14 protein-coding genes are annotated in these 16,818 nt (G+C 54.7%); 4 read left to right on the forward strand and 10 right to left on the reverse strand.

All coding sequences use genetic code 11. From position 1 onward, the window contains the following. Positions 1–408: 408 nt before the first annotated feature. Complete coding sequence (locus NBH13_RS01430) at positions 409–594, reverse strand: hypothetical protein (protein ID WP_229027363.1); 186 nt, start codon at positions 592–594, stop codon at positions 409–411. On the opposite strand from NBH13_RS01430, the gene NBH13_RS01435 reads away from it, so the two are divergent. After that, positions 593–2,641 carry an excinuclease ABC subunit UvrA gene (locus tag NBH13_RS01435; protein ID WP_236824269.1) on the forward strand — a complete coding sequence of 683 codons (2,049 nt, stop codon included), beginning with the start codon at positions 593–595 and terminating at the stop codon, positions 2,639–2,641. The two genes, NBH13_RS01430 and NBH13_RS01435, sit on opposite strands and share 2 nt — an antisense overlap. Before the next feature lie 65 nt (positions 2,642–2,706). Here the strand turns inward: NBH13_RS01435 and nrdF are convergent, their stop codons facing one another. The 5 genes from nrdF to nrdH are packed head-to-tail and all read right to left on the reverse strand — an operon-like array spanning position 2,707 to position 6,681. Beyond that, positions 2,707–3,699, reverse strand: coding sequence for a class 1b ribonucleoside-diphosphate reductase subunit beta (nrdF, locus tag NBH13_RS01440; protein ID WP_099570627.1), 993 nt, complete (start codon positions 3,697–3,699; stop codon positions 2,707–2,709). Next, the gene (locus NBH13_RS01445; protein ID WP_158332981.1) at positions 3,665–3,805 is read right to left on the reverse strand and encodes a hypothetical protein; all 141 of its coding nucleotides are present in this window, start codon (positions 3,803–3,805) and stop codon (positions 3,665–3,667) included. Before NBH13_RS01445 ends, nrdF begins: the two co-directional genes overlap by 35 nt. 25 nt (positions 3,806–3,830) lie before the next feature. After that, the gene (nrdE, locus tag NBH13_RS01450) at positions 3,831–6,014 is read right to left on the reverse strand and encodes a class 1b ribonucleoside-diphosphate reductase subunit alpha (protein ID WP_099570628.1); all 2,184 of its coding nucleotides are present in this window, start codon (positions 6,012–6,014) and stop codon (positions 3,831–3,833) included. Between the two features lie 2 nt (positions 6,015–6,016). Then, positions 6,017–6,502 carry a class Ib ribonucleoside-diphosphate reductase assembly flavoprotein NrdI gene (gene nrdI / locus NBH13_RS01455; protein WP_284702951.1) on the reverse strand — a complete coding sequence of 162 codons (486 nt, stop codon included), beginning with the start codon at positions 6,500–6,502 and terminating at the stop codon, positions 6,017–6,019. Then, a complete protein-coding gene (gene nrdH / locus NBH13_RS01460; RefSeq protein WP_039197963.1) occupies positions 6,448–6,681 on the reverse strand; it encodes a glutaredoxin-like protein NrdH in 234 nt (77 codons plus the stop codon). Before nrdH ends, nrdI begins: the two co-directional genes overlap by 55 nt. A gap of 499 nt (positions 6,682–7,180) precedes the next feature. Between nrdH and NBH13_RS01465 the strand changes: the two genes are divergently transcribed. Further along, a complete protein-coding gene (locus tag NBH13_RS01465) occupies positions 7,181–7,837 on the forward strand; it encodes a TetR/AcrR family transcriptional regulator (RefSeq protein WP_250778598.1) in 657 nt (218 codons plus the stop codon). Between the two features lie 73 nt (positions 7,838–7,910). Then, positions 7,911–9,194 carry an MFS transporter gene (locus tag NBH13_RS01470; protein WP_099570631.1) on the forward strand — a complete coding sequence of 428 codons (1,284 nt, stop codon included), beginning with the start codon at positions 7,911–7,913 and terminating at the stop codon, positions 9,192–9,194. A 654-nt stretch (positions 9,195–9,848) separates the two neighbouring features. On the opposite strand, the gene NBH13_RS01475 is transcribed toward NBH13_RS01470, so the two are convergent. The 4 genes from NBH13_RS01475 to NBH13_RS01490 all read right to left on the reverse strand — a co-directional run bounded on the left by NBH13_RS01475 (position 9,849) and on the right by NBH13_RS01490 (position 14,360). Continuing rightward, positions 9,849–11,216, reverse strand: coding sequence for a riboflavin deaminase (locus tag NBH13_RS01475; RefSeq protein WP_099570632.1), 1,368 nt, complete (start codon positions 11,214–11,216; stop codon positions 9,849–9,851). Between the two features lie 243 nt (positions 11,217–11,459). Further along, positions 11,460–12,905: an NAD(P)(+) transhydrogenase (Re/Si-specific) subunit beta gene (locus NBH13_RS01480; protein WP_099570634.1), complete on the reverse strand. Its 1,446-nt coding sequence runs from the start codon at positions 12,903–12,905 to the stop codon at positions 11,460–11,462. Then, the gene (locus NBH13_RS01485) at positions 12,906–13,211 is read right to left on the reverse strand and encodes an NAD(P) transhydrogenase subunit alpha part 2 (RefSeq protein ID WP_003809446.1); all 306 of its coding nucleotides are present in this window, start codon (positions 13,209–13,211) and stop codon (positions 12,906–12,908) included. Between the two features lie 3 nt (positions 13,212–13,214). Next, a complete protein-coding gene (locus tag NBH13_RS01490) occupies positions 13,215–14,360 on the reverse strand; it encodes an NAD(P) transhydrogenase subunit alpha (RefSeq protein WP_250778600.1) in 1,146 nt (381 codons plus the stop codon). A gap of 248 nt (positions 14,361–14,608) precedes the next feature. Here NBH13_RS01490 and NBH13_RS01495 point away from each other — a divergent pair, with 248 nt between their 5' ends. Further along, positions 14,609–16,645 carry an AMP-dependent synthetase/ligase gene (locus NBH13_RS01495; protein ID WP_099570636.1) on the forward strand — a complete coding sequence of 679 codons (2,037 nt, stop codon included), beginning with the start codon at positions 14,609–14,611 and terminating at the stop codon, positions 16,643–16,645. Positions 16,646–16,818 lie beyond the last annotated feature (173 nt).

Below are 16,818 nucleotides of genomic sequence, written 5' to 3' on the forward strand. Positions count from 1 at the left end.
GAAAACAATGACATCCCCTCCGTTGCGGTCGAATATATGGATCAAATACCACATGCCGCAATACCATGACGGATAAGGCTCCCCTGCCCACGTGTTTTTCCGTCACACAGGTACTGTAGCAGGTATGGAACAATCATCTAGAGCTTTTCCACCGTCCCACATCGAAGTGCGCGGTGCCTGCGTACATAATCTCAAGAGCGTCGACGTCGACATTCCGTTGAACGAATTAGTCGGTATCGCCGGTATCTCCGGGTCCGGAAAGAGCTCTCTCGCTTTAGGTGTGCTATACGCTGAAGGATCCCGACGCTATCTGGAGGCTTTGTCGACGTATACCAGGCGACGTCTCACCCAAGCGAGTCGAGCGCAGGTAGTCGACATACGTCATGTGCCTGCGGCTCTCGCCCTCCATCAAAGACCTTCAGTGCCCGGCGTGCGATCCACGTTCGGCACGATGACGGAGTTGCTCAACAGTCTGCGTCTGTTGTTCTCCCGTTGCGCCTCACATGTCTGCGAGCATTGTGGCGTACGCAACCGTCCCACAATGAACGTGGCGGCCGAGTTGCCTATACGATGCGCATCCTGCAACCAACTCATGCATCCACCATCCGCCGAACAGCTGTCGTTCAATTCCGCCGGCGCATGCCCGACCTGCTCCGGAACAGGTATCGTGCGAATCGTCGACCGTGCTTCCCTGGTGCCAGACGAGACCAAAAGCATCGACGACGGCGCAGTATTACCATGGGGATCGTTGATGTGGGATCTGATGAAGCAGGTGTGCGGCGCGATGGGAGTGCGCACGAACATTCCATTCAACCAGCTGACCGACGCCGAGCGGGACATCGTGTTCAACGGCCCGGCCGTCAAGAAACATATTCTATACAAACCGAAGAAAGGCAATGATTTCGCCGAACTTGACTTCACGTACTTCAACGCCGTGTATACCGTGGAGAACGCGCTCGCCAAAGCCAAGGATGAGAAGGGTATCAAACGCGTGTCGAGATTCCTCAGCGAGAAACCATGTCCGGATTGTTTCGGTACGAGGCTTTCACAGCAGGCTCGTCAACCGCAGATTCTCGGTATTGATCTGGCACAAGCCACGGCGATGACACTTGACGAAACGATACGTTGGGTGCATTCAGTACCTAAGTCATTGCCGCAGGAGATGCGTGCGATGGCCACAGCCATCTGCGAATCGTTCGAGGATACGGCCGAGCGGCTCGTGGAACTCGGATTATGCTATTTGTCGCTTGACCGCGCAGGTGCGACACTGTCCACCGGCGAGCGCCAACGTGTGCAGTTGGCCCGTTCGGTGCGTAACCGCACTACAGGCGTGCTGTATGTGCTGGATGAACCGTCTATCGGATTGCATCCGGCGAATGTGGATGGACTGTTGGGCGTGATGCGCGATTTGGTGGCTGACGGCAATTCGGTGGTTGTGGTCGATCATGATACCCGTGTGCTTGCCGCGATGGATCATTTGGTGGAGATGGGTCCGACGGCTGGTGCCGAAGGCGGTCATGTGATCGCTCAGGGTTCGGTGGTGGATGTTGTGACGGCACCTGGTTCTCAGATAGCGCCTTTTCTGCGTGATGGTGGCAAAATACACGAGCGGGTGCGGCCGCAGATTGACTTAGATGCGATGTTCGCCAAGGGTCGGATTCATTTGGAGACGAATACCGTGCATACGGTGCATCCGTTATTGGTGGACATTCCGCGAGGGCGTCTCACTGTGGTGTCTGGCGTGTCGGGTTCCGGTAAGACGACGATGGTGTTGGAGACACTGGTCCCTGCGTTGCGCTCGGCCGTTGATGGTACCGTTTTCCCAAGCTCGATTCGTCTGATTGACGCGGATGGCATTTCGAAAGTGGAACTGATCGATGCCACGCCCATTGGAGCAAACATCCGTTCGACCGTGGCGACGTATTGTGGTGTTCACGATGATCTGCGTCGTGCGTTTGCGAAGACTTCCGATGCCCATAAGAAGAATCTCAAACCTGGCGCATTCTCATACAACACGGGCAAGTTGCGCTGCTCCACTTGCGATGGAACCGGTACCATTTCGTTGGACGTGCAGTTCCTGCCCGATGTTGACGTCACGTGTCCCGATTGCCATGGGACGCGGTATGCACAGACCGCCGATGACATTCGATTGGTTTGCGCGGACAGCGTCGCCCGTTCACTGCCGGAATTGATGTTGCTAAGCGTCGACGAGATGATGCCTCTATTGGATTTCCTACGTCCCGTTCGATCGAAACTGGCCACACTGCATGAGCTTGGCCTGGGGTATCTGACACTTGGCGAGCCGACTCCTGCGTTATCAGGCGGCGAAGCGCAACGGCTGAAGCTGGCCAGCGAAATGGGACGCGGACAGTCCGGTTCGGTATTCGTGTTCGACGAGCCTACGATCGGGCTACACCCGTTGGATGTGCTGGTATTACTACGCGTGTTCGACTCGTTGGTGGCTTCTGGGGCGACAGTTGTAGTAATCGAACATGATCTTGATGTAATCGCGAATGCGGATTATCTCATCGACATGGGTCCGGGCGGAGGCATGTCCGGCGGTCGCATCGTATGCGAGGGAACACCGGAAACGATCCGTGCCTGTCCTGACAGCGTCACGGGCAGATATCTGCGTGGATGATCCGACGCGAACTCGCCCGTGACGGTTTCCAATAGCTGCTTTCCTCGGGGTTGTCTGGGATACAGTCAGAAATCCCAGTCATCGTCGTCGGTCTCGACTGATTTGCCCATCACGTACGAGCTTCCCGAACCGGAGAAGAAGTCATGGTTCTCGTCGGCATTCGGACTTAACGCAGCAAGGATCGACGGGTTCACGTCGCAGATCTCTTGTGGAAAAAGCGCTGGATATCCGAGGTTCATTAACGCCTTGTTGCCGTTGTATCGCAGGAACTTTTCGACATCCTGCGTCAATCCGACAGGCTCGTAGAGGCTGCGCGTGTACTCCACCTCGTTGTCATACAACTCGTTGAGCAGGTCGTAGGTGTAGTCGCGCAGTTCACTGCGTTTGTCCTCGCCGACCCGCTCGAGCCCTTTTTGATATTTGTATCCGATGTAATAACCATGCACGGCTTCATCGCGGATGATCAAACGGATCACGTCGGCGGTGTTGGTGAGTTTGGCGTGCGCGGAGAAATACATCGGTAGATAGAAGCCTGAGTAGAACAGGAACGATTCCAGCAGCGTGGAGGCCACTTTGCGTTTGAGTGGACTGTCCCCCTCATAATAGTCGAGCACGATGCGCGCTTTTCTTTGCAGATACTCGTTCTCTTCGCTCCAAGAGAACGCTTCGTCGATCTGTCGGGTGGAGCACAAGGTGGAAAAAATCGAGGAATAGCTTTTGGCGTGCACTGATTCCATGAACGCGATGTTCGTATAAACGGCTTCCTCATGCGGGGTAAGCGCATCAGGTATGAGGCTGACCGCGCCAACGGTTCCCTGGATAGTGTCAAGCAAGGTGAGGCCGGTGAATACGCGCATGGTCAACGTATGTTCGGCCTCGCTCATTCCGCGCCAAACGGGCAGATCATTGGAGACTGGCACTTTTTCCGGCAGCCAAAAATTGCCGGTCAGCCTGTCCCATACTTCAAGGTCCTTTTCATCCTCGAGTTTGTTCCAGTTGATGGCACTCACGCGGTCAATGAGCTTAATTCTCTGCCGAGGTACGGATATCGGTGCCATGATGGTCGTCCTTTCTGATCGTCGTCTTATTGTCGCGGCCGTATAGCCGCCTGTATTCGTCCGGAGCCGTCAGACGAAGCATCGCGCGGTAAACCAAACGAGACATGCCTTTTCCTTTCAAGCCAAGAGTTTCACAACATGCAGCTGACGCAGCCTTGCACTTCGGTGCCAGACAACGCCTGCTGACGAATGCGGATGTAATACAGCGTTTTGATGCCTTTGCGCCACGCATAAATCTGCGCCTTGTTCAAATCTCGGGTAGTCGCCGTATCGGGAAAGAACAAGGTCAACGACAGACCCTGATCGACATGCCGTGTTGCCTCGGCATACGTGTCGACAATGGCCTTCCATCCGATTTCGTACGCATCCGCGAAATACTGGAGATTGTCGTTGGTCATATAGGGAGCCGGATAGTAGATCCGTCCAATCTTGCCTTCCTTGCGAATCTCAATCTTCGAGGCGATAGGATGGATGGAACTCGTGGAATGATTGATGTACGAAATTGACCCCGTGGGCGGCACGGCCTGTAGATATTGGTTGAAGATACCGTCACGCATGATGTCGTCACGCAGACGCCGCCAATCATCCTCGTCGGGGATATGGATGCCACGTTGTGCGAACAGCGACGCGACTTTTCCGGTCTTCGGCACCAGCGATCGCTCGCCGTCCGTGTATTTGTCGAAATAGTTGCCTGCGCCGGCAGGCTTCGCATAGGCAGACCGTTCGAAGCCTCTAAACCGTGTCCCGCGTTCGACTGCGAGATCATGCGAGGCACGGTAGGCATGGTAGGCAACGGTCATGAAGTACATGTCGGTGAAGTCGAGGGCTTCCGGCGAACCGTACATGATCGATTCTCTGGCAAGGAATCCATGGAGGTTCATCTGTCCCAATCCGATGGCATGGCCTTCGTCGTTGGCGCGTCGGATGGATGGCACACACGCTATGTCCGTATGTTCCGACACTGAGGTCAGTGCGCGAATCGCACGTTCCACAGTTCGTCCCAAATCACCGTCCATCGCTTTGGCGATGTTGAGCGATCCAAGATTGCAGGACACGTCACGTCCCACGTGATCGTAGGACAGATCCTCATGATAGGTGCTTGGCTCCTGCACTTGGAGGATTTCCGAGCACAGGTTGCTCATGGCGATTCGCCCGTCGATCGGGTTGGCTCGGTTCACAGTATCTTCGAATACCATATACGGGTATCCGGATTCGAATTGCAATTCGGCCAAAGTCATGAAGAACTCTCGTGCGTCAATGTAGGTTTTTCCGATGCGTTCATCGTCCACCATATTCCGGTAGTTTTCACTGATGGAAACATCGGCGAAGGGTCTGCCCATGACGCGTTCGACGTCATATGGGCTGAACAGGGCCATACGTTCGTGTCTCTTCGCCAGTTCGAATGTAATGTCGGGAATCACTACTCCAAGAGCCAAAGATTTGATGCGAATCTTCTCATCCGCATTCTCGCGCTTGGTGTCGAGAAAACGCATGATGTCCGGATGATGAGCGCTGAGGTACACCGCACCGGCACCCTGTCTAGCGCCCAACTGGTTGGCGTAGCTGAAAGAGTCCTCAAGCAGTTTCATCACAGGCACAACGCCGCTGGACTGGTGTTTGATGCGCTTGATGGGTGCGCCGGCCTCGCGCAGATTGCTAAGCAACAGCGCGACGCCTCCGCCTCGCTTGCTCAGCTGCAGTGCGGCGTTGATGCCACGCGATATGGACTCCATGTTGTCTTCGATACGTACGAGAAAACAGCTGACCGCTTCTCCGCGCTGCGCTTTACCGAGGTTGAGGAAAGTGGGAGTCGCCGGTTGGAAACGCCCTGATACGAGTTCTTCGAAATACGATTCGGCGGCTGTCTGGTCGCCGGCGGCAAGCGCGAGCGCGACGGCGGCCGCGCGTTGCGGGAAGTTCTCCAGGTATTGTTTGCCGTCGAAGGTTTTCAATGCGTATGAGCGGTAGAACTTAAAGGCTCCGAGGAATGTATCGAATTCGAATCCGCAGTCGTCCACGTTGCGGTAGAACCTGTCAAGGAATTCGGCATCGTATTGGGCGAATACGGATTCATCGTAGTAGCCGTCTTCTATGAGCCGGCTGAGTCTGTCTTGCGTGGAGTTGAAGTGGACGGTGTTCGGCAGCACGTGCTTTTCGACGTACTCATGTACGGCTTGGAGGTCTTTATCAAATTGGATGCGCCCTTGCTTGTCGTAGAGGTTCAGCATCGCGTTGAGCGAGTGCCAGTCATGGGCGCGATCGTAAGAGGTTGTAACGTCGGTTGCTGCGTGTGGTGTCGTTGAATCTTCCGGCATGGTTATCGTTGTTCCTGTTGTGTGTATTCGTCGAAAAATCTGCGCAGTCCTTCGCGCACGGTCGTGGTATCTTCCGGAGTGCCCATCAGTTCGAATCGGTAGAGTAGCGGTACGCGGCATTTAGCCGCGATGATGTCGCCTGCGATGCCGTAGGCTTCGCCGAAGTTGGTGTTGCCCGATGCGATGACTCCGATGATGCCGCTGCGGTTGCGTTCATCATTGAGGAATCGTTTGACTTGCACGGGCACTGCTTTGCCGATTGTTCCTCCGCCGTATGTAGGTGTCAGCAAGACATAGGGCTCATCCACATGCAGCTCCGGCTCGTCCGGCCGCAGCGGGATGCGCATTGCATGGATGCCGAATTCATCCAATCGGCATCCCTCCACGAAGCGTGTCGTATTGCCCGATGCCGACGAGAAGTACACCAGCGCGCTCACCTGCAGCGAGCCTCCAGCTCGTGGATTTTGTCGGGACGATACCCAGACCAGGATTCGCCGTCTGCGATGATGACCGGCATCTGCCGCCAGCCTTCGTTCCGCAATCTGTCGGAGATACGTGCGTCGGCCGTAATGTCGACAGCCCTATACGGAAGGCCCCGTTTGTCCAATTGGCGTTTTGTCGCCGTGCATTGCGGGCAGTTTGCTTTGGTGTATAACGTAATGTTCATGTTCCACGTCCTTTCACGACCGTACGTCGTTGGTACGTGGCACACATTATCCGAACGAAAATAAAAATCAAGACCACAACATACAGTGTCTCGCTGTCTTCTCAAACACTATATACGGCGTGTTTCCAGCATTGGCAACAGTTTCGGAGTCCTCAAGCAGGACGTGGACCGGATTTGTGGGATTTTTCACATCGGATGCAATCGTTCTTCACCGAAAGTCCCATGCCATAAAAGGCATATAGGAACCAAGGTCTTATTTCCTTTCGGGAACCCAGCCGTCACTCACTCAAGTTGACCTTGGACGCCCAATCATGCACTAACCGCAGAAAAGACAGACATCCCGCACCCCCGGCAACGCGGATTCAGGTTTCTTTGCAGAAATCTGCAGAGATTCTTTCGGTACACTTTTCGACCGAGCTGGGAGGCATCCGACATACCATACCGACCAACGGTATGTATAATGTTGGTGTATTCGACTCCACCTTTGAAGGAGAGGCATATGGCGCGCAATGCACACCCTGAGGTGACGCGACAGCGAATCCTTGACGCCGCGAAAAAGCTGTTCGCGCAAAAGGGGTATGAGCACACCACGATTCAAGATATTCTCGACGAGCTCGAAGACCTCAGCAAAGGCGCTATCTACCATCATTTCAAAAACAAAGAAGCGATGCTGCATGCGCTGGTAGATTCCGACAACGAACGACTTCTTCCCCAAGCAAATCAAGAGGATGGCTCGCGAAACGGATTGCAAAAACTACGCAATTCGCTCATGATGCAGATTACCGACGCCGAACATATGACCCTCATGCGCGATGCGTTTCCCCTGCTGAACGACCCGAAAATCCTCGCCGAAAATCTTCGCATCTGGCGAACCGACAGCACCAAAATCGCATACGACTTCATCCAGGAGGGGTTAAAGGACGGTTCGATCACAACCGAATACCCTCAAGAAGCCGCGGAACTTTTTTCACTGCTGTTCAATTACTGGCTAGCCCCAAACTTCTACCCCATCACTACCCTTCGTGAATTCAAGCATCGCATCCACTGCCTTGGATTGATTATGGACTCGCTCGGAGTTCCACTTATCGATCACGACAGTGATATGGAAGATCGGCTTGCGGAAGGCTTCTTCCTACTCGCCAGCAATCCGCAATAAAAGCTCGGCAATATCAATCTATCTTTATTTGCACTTTTTTACATACCGTCAGTCGGTATCGAAAGGAATAATCATGAAAAACTCGTCAGAAACGACGCTCCAATCCAGCTTGCGCTCCGCAAACTTCATCCTGCTTGTACTCGGTCAAGGCATTTCCTTGTTCGGCAATACCATGCTCCGATTTGCCATGTCCATGTGGGTACTGGACGAAACCGCATCATCCACGACCTTCGCCACTGTGCTGGCCATATCCGTCATTCCGACCATACTTATCAGCCCATTCGGAGGTGTTATGGCCGACCGAGTAAGCAAACGTGCCATGATGGTGGCGCTCGATATCATCTCAGGAATCGTCACGCTGCTCGCGACTGTGTTTTTCGCACTATCCGGATTCAACATTCTCGCCATCGCCATCATGCAGGTAGTATTGGCAGTACTCGATGCCATGGAAACTCCCGTCGTACAATCCGCACTGCCACAAATCATCGGAAGAGAGTCCTCCACTGACCTTCGCCGAGGCACGGCCATCATCAACCAAGTGCAGCAGCTCAGCCAATTACTCCCGAGTTTCCTAGGTGGCGTGATGTACGGGCTGATTGGCATTCGACTGATGATGCTCATCACCGCAGCATGTCTTATGTCGGCAGCCATGGTTGAATGCTTCATCAGACTCGCGAAGCCCCTATCGAATCAAGATGATGCCGGCATCTGCCTACTCGGCGTCATTATCGGCGATATGCATTCGGCGACCGCTTTCCTGCTTCGCAAGGAGCCGACCGTAGCACGATTAGCCGGTGTTTGCACATGGATTAATCTGATACTGACTGGATTCAGTTCAGTAAGCTTTCCTTACATTATTCGAACTACGTTAGGCTACGATGCGGCGACATATGGTCTATGCGATGGCATTATCGGCATTGCCGGCATAGCGGGAACATTCATCGCTGGGTGTTTCGCCAACTGTTTGAAATCACGAAACGCCCCTTCGTTGTTGTTTGTGGAAAGTCTTATGCTGCTTCCGCCGACCATCGCCTTCCTGCTTCCATGTTCAACGCAAACCAAGCTCATCATGCTGGTGCTCTGCACTGCGGTAGTCATAATCGCCGTTGATTTCTTGAACCTCATTCTCGTGCCATCTATTCAGATGAGGACGCCAACCGCGATTACAGGCAAGGTCATGGCCATTATTTCATCGTTGACGATATGCGCCCAGCCACTCGGGCAAATGCTTTACGGATGGCTGCACGCACATTGCACGGTTTGGCTTATTCTGCTGATTTCAGCACTGGCATCACTGCCCTTGGCATGGCTGGCTCGCCCACTGTTTATGCACCTTGACGATACGATTTCCAAGTAAGGCAGAGGAATGAAGCCAATATACGAATGTCCGTATGCTGAGAATGTCGCCCAACATATTGCGATTCGGCTTGAAATCAGCTTTTCTTAAACGAATGTCTTTCCGCTTACAACGAATCATCACCAGCGCGACGATCACACTGATGGCCTGTGCAGGGATTGCGCCAAGAGCCGCATCTGCCGGACCAAGCTGAAGATACCCCATGAACAGGTAGACGAGTGCGATATTGAAACACTGATTCCCAAGCTAGCCGGAACCACTTGGCTGAATCACTATCTTGAGAGCCTGCCGAATCTGGAAGCCCAGAAACAGATGTACAGACAAGTTATCAGCATGTGACGTTCAACGGCTGACATCAGTTATATAGGAATGTTCGATCGGGGTTCTTTGGCACGGCATGTCCAAAATTGTTGCGCCTATGCGGATTGGACGTCCACGCTGGTGGAAGTGAATTGCGTAAACGAGAACTTCTGTCTGACATTCACGCAGAAGTTCACCACAGATAGATACGTAAAAGCATTTCGCGAATTGTTGGAGCAACGCGGCATAGCATGCACCGAAATCGAAGAGACAGAGTTCATCTGAACGTTCCGCCATTCAATCTCGGCACAACCACGATACACACGCTTAGACGTTCGCGATCTAAGAGGTCGATCAGTCGCCGACTGAAACCGGCCTCCCCTCGTTGCCTCCCGTCTCATCCACGCTTCCCATGTATGGACCCATCAGATCGATATATTCCTTCGCGTCATGAGCGAGAAGCGCACGCGTGGCACGTAGGGATTCGATATCTCTTGGAAAACGGTACAGCGCAACCATTGTCGACAGATCCCTAAGCCCGTTACAAGTGTCCATTAATTGTTTCTTCTCCTTTCGCGGTGCGAAAAGCGCATCATCCCTACTTTCCGGCTCCGGGAAGCAGATATACCCTCCCAATGTCATCACCAACCCCATCCCTTTAACGGATTCAGTCGTTCGTTTCAGACTTTCCACTCCCTGCTGGAACATCTTGTCGTCTCGGGTCCGGAACCCTTCAGTAAGTGGCCGCGAGCCCACCGCCCCCAATAACGACAGGGCAAGATCATGCAGGTACAGCGGATCCTCCCAAATGCTCGCCACCTGATATGCGCCCTTCTGGTAAACGCGTTCCATGATTTGCGAAGCTGACTCAGTCTGCTTGTTCCACAAAGCACGATACGCTTCCACGATTTTCTCGGCATCGTACAGATATCGCGCATCCATACACGCGGGATATTCAAGCAACATGGATTCGGCCAGGTCGGCATTGCAGGCATAGTCCAGATCGGCTTGAATTCTAAGATCGCGCAGATGGTCGCACAGATTGCGATAGGAGAAGTCTTCATCGCATCCGGAATCCACCACTTTCGGATCGTCCCTCAGCATGCACATGCCGATACCGCCATATCCAAGCACCATCAACGCAACATCGGCCGCACGCGGCTCTTCCTCGCCCCAACGCAGCAGACTGTACGCGGCCAGCCAATATACTTCCTGCAAATATTCAGCCATGCAGGCCAGTCTCTTCTTTTTGCCGGTAGCGTATTTTCCACCCTTTTTCTTGCTTCTCCGAAACACATCCTTGGTGTAGGTCAATCCAATCTGGAATGGCATTCTGCTGCTGGGCCTTTGCAAAGCCACCGCTATCGAAGCGTCATTGATCATTTCATAGAGCCAAACGCTCATACCGTACTTACGCACGATGTTACGGCATCCATCAAGAAAATTCGCATCATGCTCAACCAGATCATAATCGAACGAAATCATGGCCCACGCCAGATTCGCCACCCATGATGTGCTGCAGAATAATTCCTTTCCCAGTTCACAGACTTTTTCGTCAAAAAGCGAAAGAGATCCGATCTCACCGTATTCATCGTGGATTTTCCCCAATTCCGCAAGATATTTGCCAGAACTGTATCCATCAAACCGCTCGATAAGTTCTTCGATCGTTGCCAAAAATCCCTGTTCATCCATATGGAACGGGCCAGTGATTATTTCCGCCATGTGCAACTCCTTTGTTGTAGGGTGCACCTACTGTCTCATATTCAAATCATCTTGCGCCACCGGACCTTGAAAATCTGTGGATATGTGGAAAACTCCGCCCATATCCACAGGCGAATAACGACTGTGGATAACTCACAATTCGCATGCAACAGACCTGATCTTACGAAAATCACCATATGCAAAAAGGTCCCTTCCATCACTGGAAGGGACCTTTCAGAACACATCAACGCAACGTTTCAGCTGTTAGTTGATGAGCTCCTTGACTGCCGCAATAACGGCCTGCAGGCTTGCCTTGGCGTCGCCGAAAAGCATCTGCGTGTTGTCTTCGAAGTACAGTTCGTTCTGGATACCGGCATAACCGGTACCGCGACCGCGCTTCATGACCACCACGTTCTGGGCCTTGTCGACGTCGAGGATCGGCATGCCGGAGACCGGGGTGCCCGGCTTGCGTGCGGCCGGGTTGGTCACGTCGTTGGCGCCGACTACAAGAGCCACGTTGGCCTGCGGGAACTGCGGGTTGATGTCGTCCAGGTCGACGAGCTCCTCGTACGGCACGTTGGCTTCGGCAAGCAGCACGTTCATGTGGCCAGGCATACGGCCTGCCACCGGGTGGATGGCGTAGGAGACTTCGACGCCATGGTCCTTAAGAAGCACACCAAGATCGGCGAGCTCGCGCTGGGCCTGGGCCTGGGCCAAGCCGAAGCCCGGTACAAAGATGACCTTCTCGGCATACACGAGCTGCACGGCCAAATCGTCTGCGGAAGTTTCCTTCATTGTGCCTTCCGGACCTTCACCGGCGCCAGCGGCGGCATTGGCACCACCGAAACCGCCTGCGAGCACGGACAGCAGCGGACGGTTCATGGCCTTGGACATGGCGATGGACAGGGTCACACCGGCTGCACCAACCAGTGCGCCGGCCACGATCAGAGCGATGTTGTTGATGGCCAAGCCAGACATGGCCACTGCAGTGCCAGTGCAGGCGTTGAGTACGGAAATGACTACCGGCATATCGGCGCCGCCGATCGGGATGACGAACACGAGACCGTAGCACAGCGCGAACACGGTGGTGAGTACGGACCACAGCAGACGCTGGCCCGGCTGCACGCACAGCATGATAAAGGATGCGACGGTCAGTACGGCGAACAGAATGTTCCAGAAGCCCTTGCCCGGCAAGTTCAGCTTCTTCACCCACTTGATGCCCTGCAGCTTGCCGGCTGCGATCAGAGAGCCGGAGAACGTGACGGAACCGATCATGATGCCCAAACCAGCGGTGATCAGCACCACGATGGACGGAGTGCCTTCGGAGGTCAGAATGTCGTTCAAAGCCACAAGCGCGGCGGCGCCGCCACCCACGGTGTTGAATACGGAAACGAGCTGCGGCATGTCGGTCATCTTGACCTTCTTGGCGGAAACCACACCGGCGATGGCACCGATGATGATGCCGGCGATCAGCAGCACAACGGCAACGCCATGCTGGAATCCGTTGGAGATCTCACCTGCGAACAGCACGATGAACGCCATGACCACGGCGAGAATCATGCCGACAGCGGAGACCATATTGCCCTTGCGGGCGGTCTTCGGAGAGTTCATCAAGTGCAGGCCGATAACGAACATCACGGCGGCCAGCAGATAGACGAACCATTCTATGACGCCGAGCGGCGTGCTCAGCATTTCAGCCATGGTACCCATTTACTTGGCCTCCTCTTCCTTCTTCTTGCCCTTGTCGGACTTGAACATTTCCAGCATGCGGTCGGTGACGACGTAACCGCCGACCACGTTCATCGTGCCCAGCACTGCGGCCAGGAAGATGAATACCCAGGCGAGCGGGCTGGTGGCATGCGCGGCGACGATGACGACACCGGCGATGACGATGCCGTGGATCGAGTTCGCGCCCGACATCAACGGAGTGTGCAAGGTGGCCGGCACCTTGCCGATAACCTCAACGCCGATGAGCAGCGCGAGGACGAACAGAGTGATCGCAACAACGATATCCATTGCTTACTCCCCTTCCTTCTTGGCTTCCTCGCCGCGGCCGGCCACGACCATGGCGTTGTCAAGCTCTTCGTTCAGATCGATGGCCAGTTTGCCGTCACGCACGAAATGCGCGAGCACGTCAGCCACATTGCGGCTCAGCAGGTTGGATGCGGTAGTGGAAACGCCGCTTGACAGGTACGGAGCGCCAATGATGGTCACACCGTTCTCGGTAACCTGAGTACCGACGGTGGAACCTTCGACGTTGCCGCCGAGGTCGCTTGCCGCGCAGTCGACGATCACAGCGCCACGGTGCAGTCCGGCCACGCCAGCCTTGGTCAGCAGAACCGGAGGCTTGCGGCCGGGAACCTTGGCGGTGGTGATGACGATGTCGAAACCGGCGGCCTTCTGGTCGACGGCAGCCTGTTGCTGGGCCTGTTCTTCGGCGCTCAGCGCGCGGGCATAGCCGCCCTCGCCCTGACCTTTGGAGAAGTCAAGACCCAAATCCAGGAACTTGGCGCCCAAGGATTCGACTTCACCCTTGGAAGCCGGGCGCACGTCGTATGCGGTGACAACCGCACCAAGACGCTTGGCAGTGCCGATGGCCTGCAGGCCGGCGATGCCGGCGCCAAGAATGAGCACCTTGGCCGGGCGGATCGTGCCGGCGGCGGTGGTCATCATCGGCAGGAACGAACCATAAGCGTCGGCTGCCACAATGGCGGCCTTGTAGCCCATCACGGAGTTCTGGGAGGTCATCTCATCCATGGACTGAGCGGAGCTCAACTGACGTGGCAGCTTTTCCATGGCAACACCGACCAAGCCGGCCTGCTCAATCGTAGCGACATAATCGGCATCGGTGAACGAGCCAAGCATACCGATAATCCAAGTGCCCTGCTTGACACGAGCGAGCAGCGCATCGCTCGGACGATCGACAAAACCAAGCGCGTCAGCACGCGCAATCACTTCATCAGCGGAGACGACCTGCGCTCCGGCTTTAGTATAATCCTCATCAACATAATGCGACGCGACTCCCGCACCGGATTCAATCAGGCAGTTAACACCCGATTTACGCAACCTCGTTACGATGTCCGGTGTCAGAGCAACGCGAGACTCGTGTTCGGAAGTCTCATTGAGAACCCCGAAGACCACGGTGGCTTCAGCTTTGTCAGCCATAGGTGCCCTTTCTTCCTCGTTAAAGAAATCAAAATGAACAGATACAGCGCACCAGTGTAACGTAGGTCACACCTTCGCATGAAGAAAAGTTCACCTATTGAATCCTATTGAATGGCATTCCATGACGATTTCTTCATGCAGCGCTTTGTTAGCGCATACGCTTTCCCTACGCTACCGTAAGGTGACGTGTCGCGTTCAAGGGTCTATCATTCCTACAGATATTGGATTTAGATGTGTAGGAGAGTCACGTGTCCGTCATCACCTCTTTGAACAAGCGAGCTGCAAATCTCGCGCAGAAGGCACTGCGTCTGGGCGGTGACTTCGTTCACCCCGTCAGCGACGATTCCGGTAACAATCCGGACTACAACGATCCGAACAACATCATCTCCCCCGACGGTCATATCGATCTTCCGCACACCGTCGAGTGGGGCGAAGGATTCCCATCCACCACGTTCCTTGACCCGGAAACCGGTTTACTGACCACCAAAACCGAGGGACAGCCGCCGCTGGACGAGGGCACCACAATTTACGACATCTACGCCAATCGTGCCGAACGTATGGGTGACGAACCGCTCTACACCTATAAATCGGATAGCGAATGGGTAACCAAAACCGGCAATGAGGTGCTTGCCGATATTCGCCAGATCGCCAAGGGCCTGATGCATTACGGCCTGAAGAAGGGCGATGGCGTGGCGTTCATGTGCCGCACCTCTTACGAGTGGGATGTGTTCGACGCGGCCGTTATGGCGTGCGGCGGCGTGCTTGCCACGATCTATGACACGGATTCTGCGGAACAGATTCGCAACATCGTCAATAATTCCGATTCGCGTCTGCTGGTGGTCGAAACCACCGATATGCGCACCAAGGCCGACGGCGCCGAAAAGGAATGCCCGACGCTGGAACATATCATTTGCTTCGAAAACGGCGGTCTTGACGAAATCATGGCCTATGGTTCGGGCGTGAGCGACGAAGAGCTCGACGCACGCATTGATTCCATCAAGAAAACCGACCCGTGCTCCATCGTATACACGTCCGGTTCCACCGCCGCACCGAAGGGCGTGGAGATGACTCATGAGCATTACTGCACCACCGCGTTGAATCTTCCGGCATACATGCCGCAGCTGCTGCACGAGAAGAAGAACAGCGTGCTGTTGTTCCTTCCTCAGGCTCACTCCTTCGCGCGCGCCATCAACTACATCTGCGTGGCCAGCGAGCTGCATATTTACATCGCGCAGGGCATCAAGACGCTGATCGCCGATCTGCAGGTCGCCAAACCGTCCGTTATGATCGTTGTTCCGCGTGTGCTCGAGAAGGTATACAACGCGGCTTCGCAAAAGGCCGGACATGGCGCCAAGGGCGTGGCTTTCGCCGCGGCGGTTGTGGCAGCTCAGAATTATATGAAGGAAATCAGCGCAAAGGGCAAGGCCAGCGCTCTGGCCAAGGCTCGCCGTATGGCGTTCGATCCGATGGTCTACGCTTCGCTGCGTGAGGTACTCGGCGGACGTGCCCAGTGGATTGTGGCGGGCGGCGCTCCTCTCGATCCGGAACTGATGGCGTTCTTCCGTGGCGCCGGCGTGCCCGTGTATGAGGGCTATGGTTTGACCGAAACCACCGCTCCGTGCGCGTTCAACCCGCTTGGTGTGCCATATCATCAAGGTTCCGTCGGTGTCGCCTTCCCCGGCTTCGAGCTTCGTATTGCCGAGGACGAGGAGATTCAGGTCAAGGGTACGGCGGTGTTCCCGAAGTATCACAAGAACGAAGAGGCTACTGAAGATTCGTTCACCGAGGATGGCTGGTATCGTACCGGCGATTTGGGACGTATCGATGATGATGGCTTCCTGTACATTATCGGACGTAAGAAGGATCTGATCATCACCGCGGGCGGCAAGAACGTTTCTCCCGGCCCGATTGAAGAGGTTATCAAACGCTGCGAATTCGTTTCCCAGGCGCTGGTGCTCGGCGACAAGCGACCATTCATTTCCGCTCTGGTCACGCTTGATGAGGAATCCTTGCGTCCGTGGTTGGAAAGCAAGGGACTTGACCGCGATATGCCAATGGAGGATGCCGCCAATAATGCAGCGGTCCGCGCCGAAGTGCAGAAGTGGGTCGATCAGGCCAACGAAGGCGTTTCCCGTGCGGAATCCGTACGCAAGTTCATCATTCTGCCGGAGGAGTTCACCCAGGAGAATGGTTTAATGACCTCCTCCATGAAGGTGATTCGTCCGAAGGTCATTCAGCGTTATGCCACTTTGCTGAACACGCAGATGTACACCAAGAAGAAGTAACCTTCGAACAGCAATGAAATGAGGTCTGACTCCCACAGGAGTCAGACCTCATTTCATTGTAATAAGCCCGCTGCGAAGCGGATCCTAAGCAGATCAGAAGCCTAGCTTCTCGAGCTGTTTGGCTGAACCGTCAAAAGGACAGTCCAGTGGACTGTCCTTAGGTGAAGTGAGCA

The sequence above is a fragment of the Bifidobacterium intestinale genome, assembly GCF_023656765.1.
Classification (GTDB): Bacteria; Actinomycetota; Actinomycetes; order Actinomycetales; family Bifidobacteriaceae; genus Bifidobacterium; species Bifidobacterium hominis.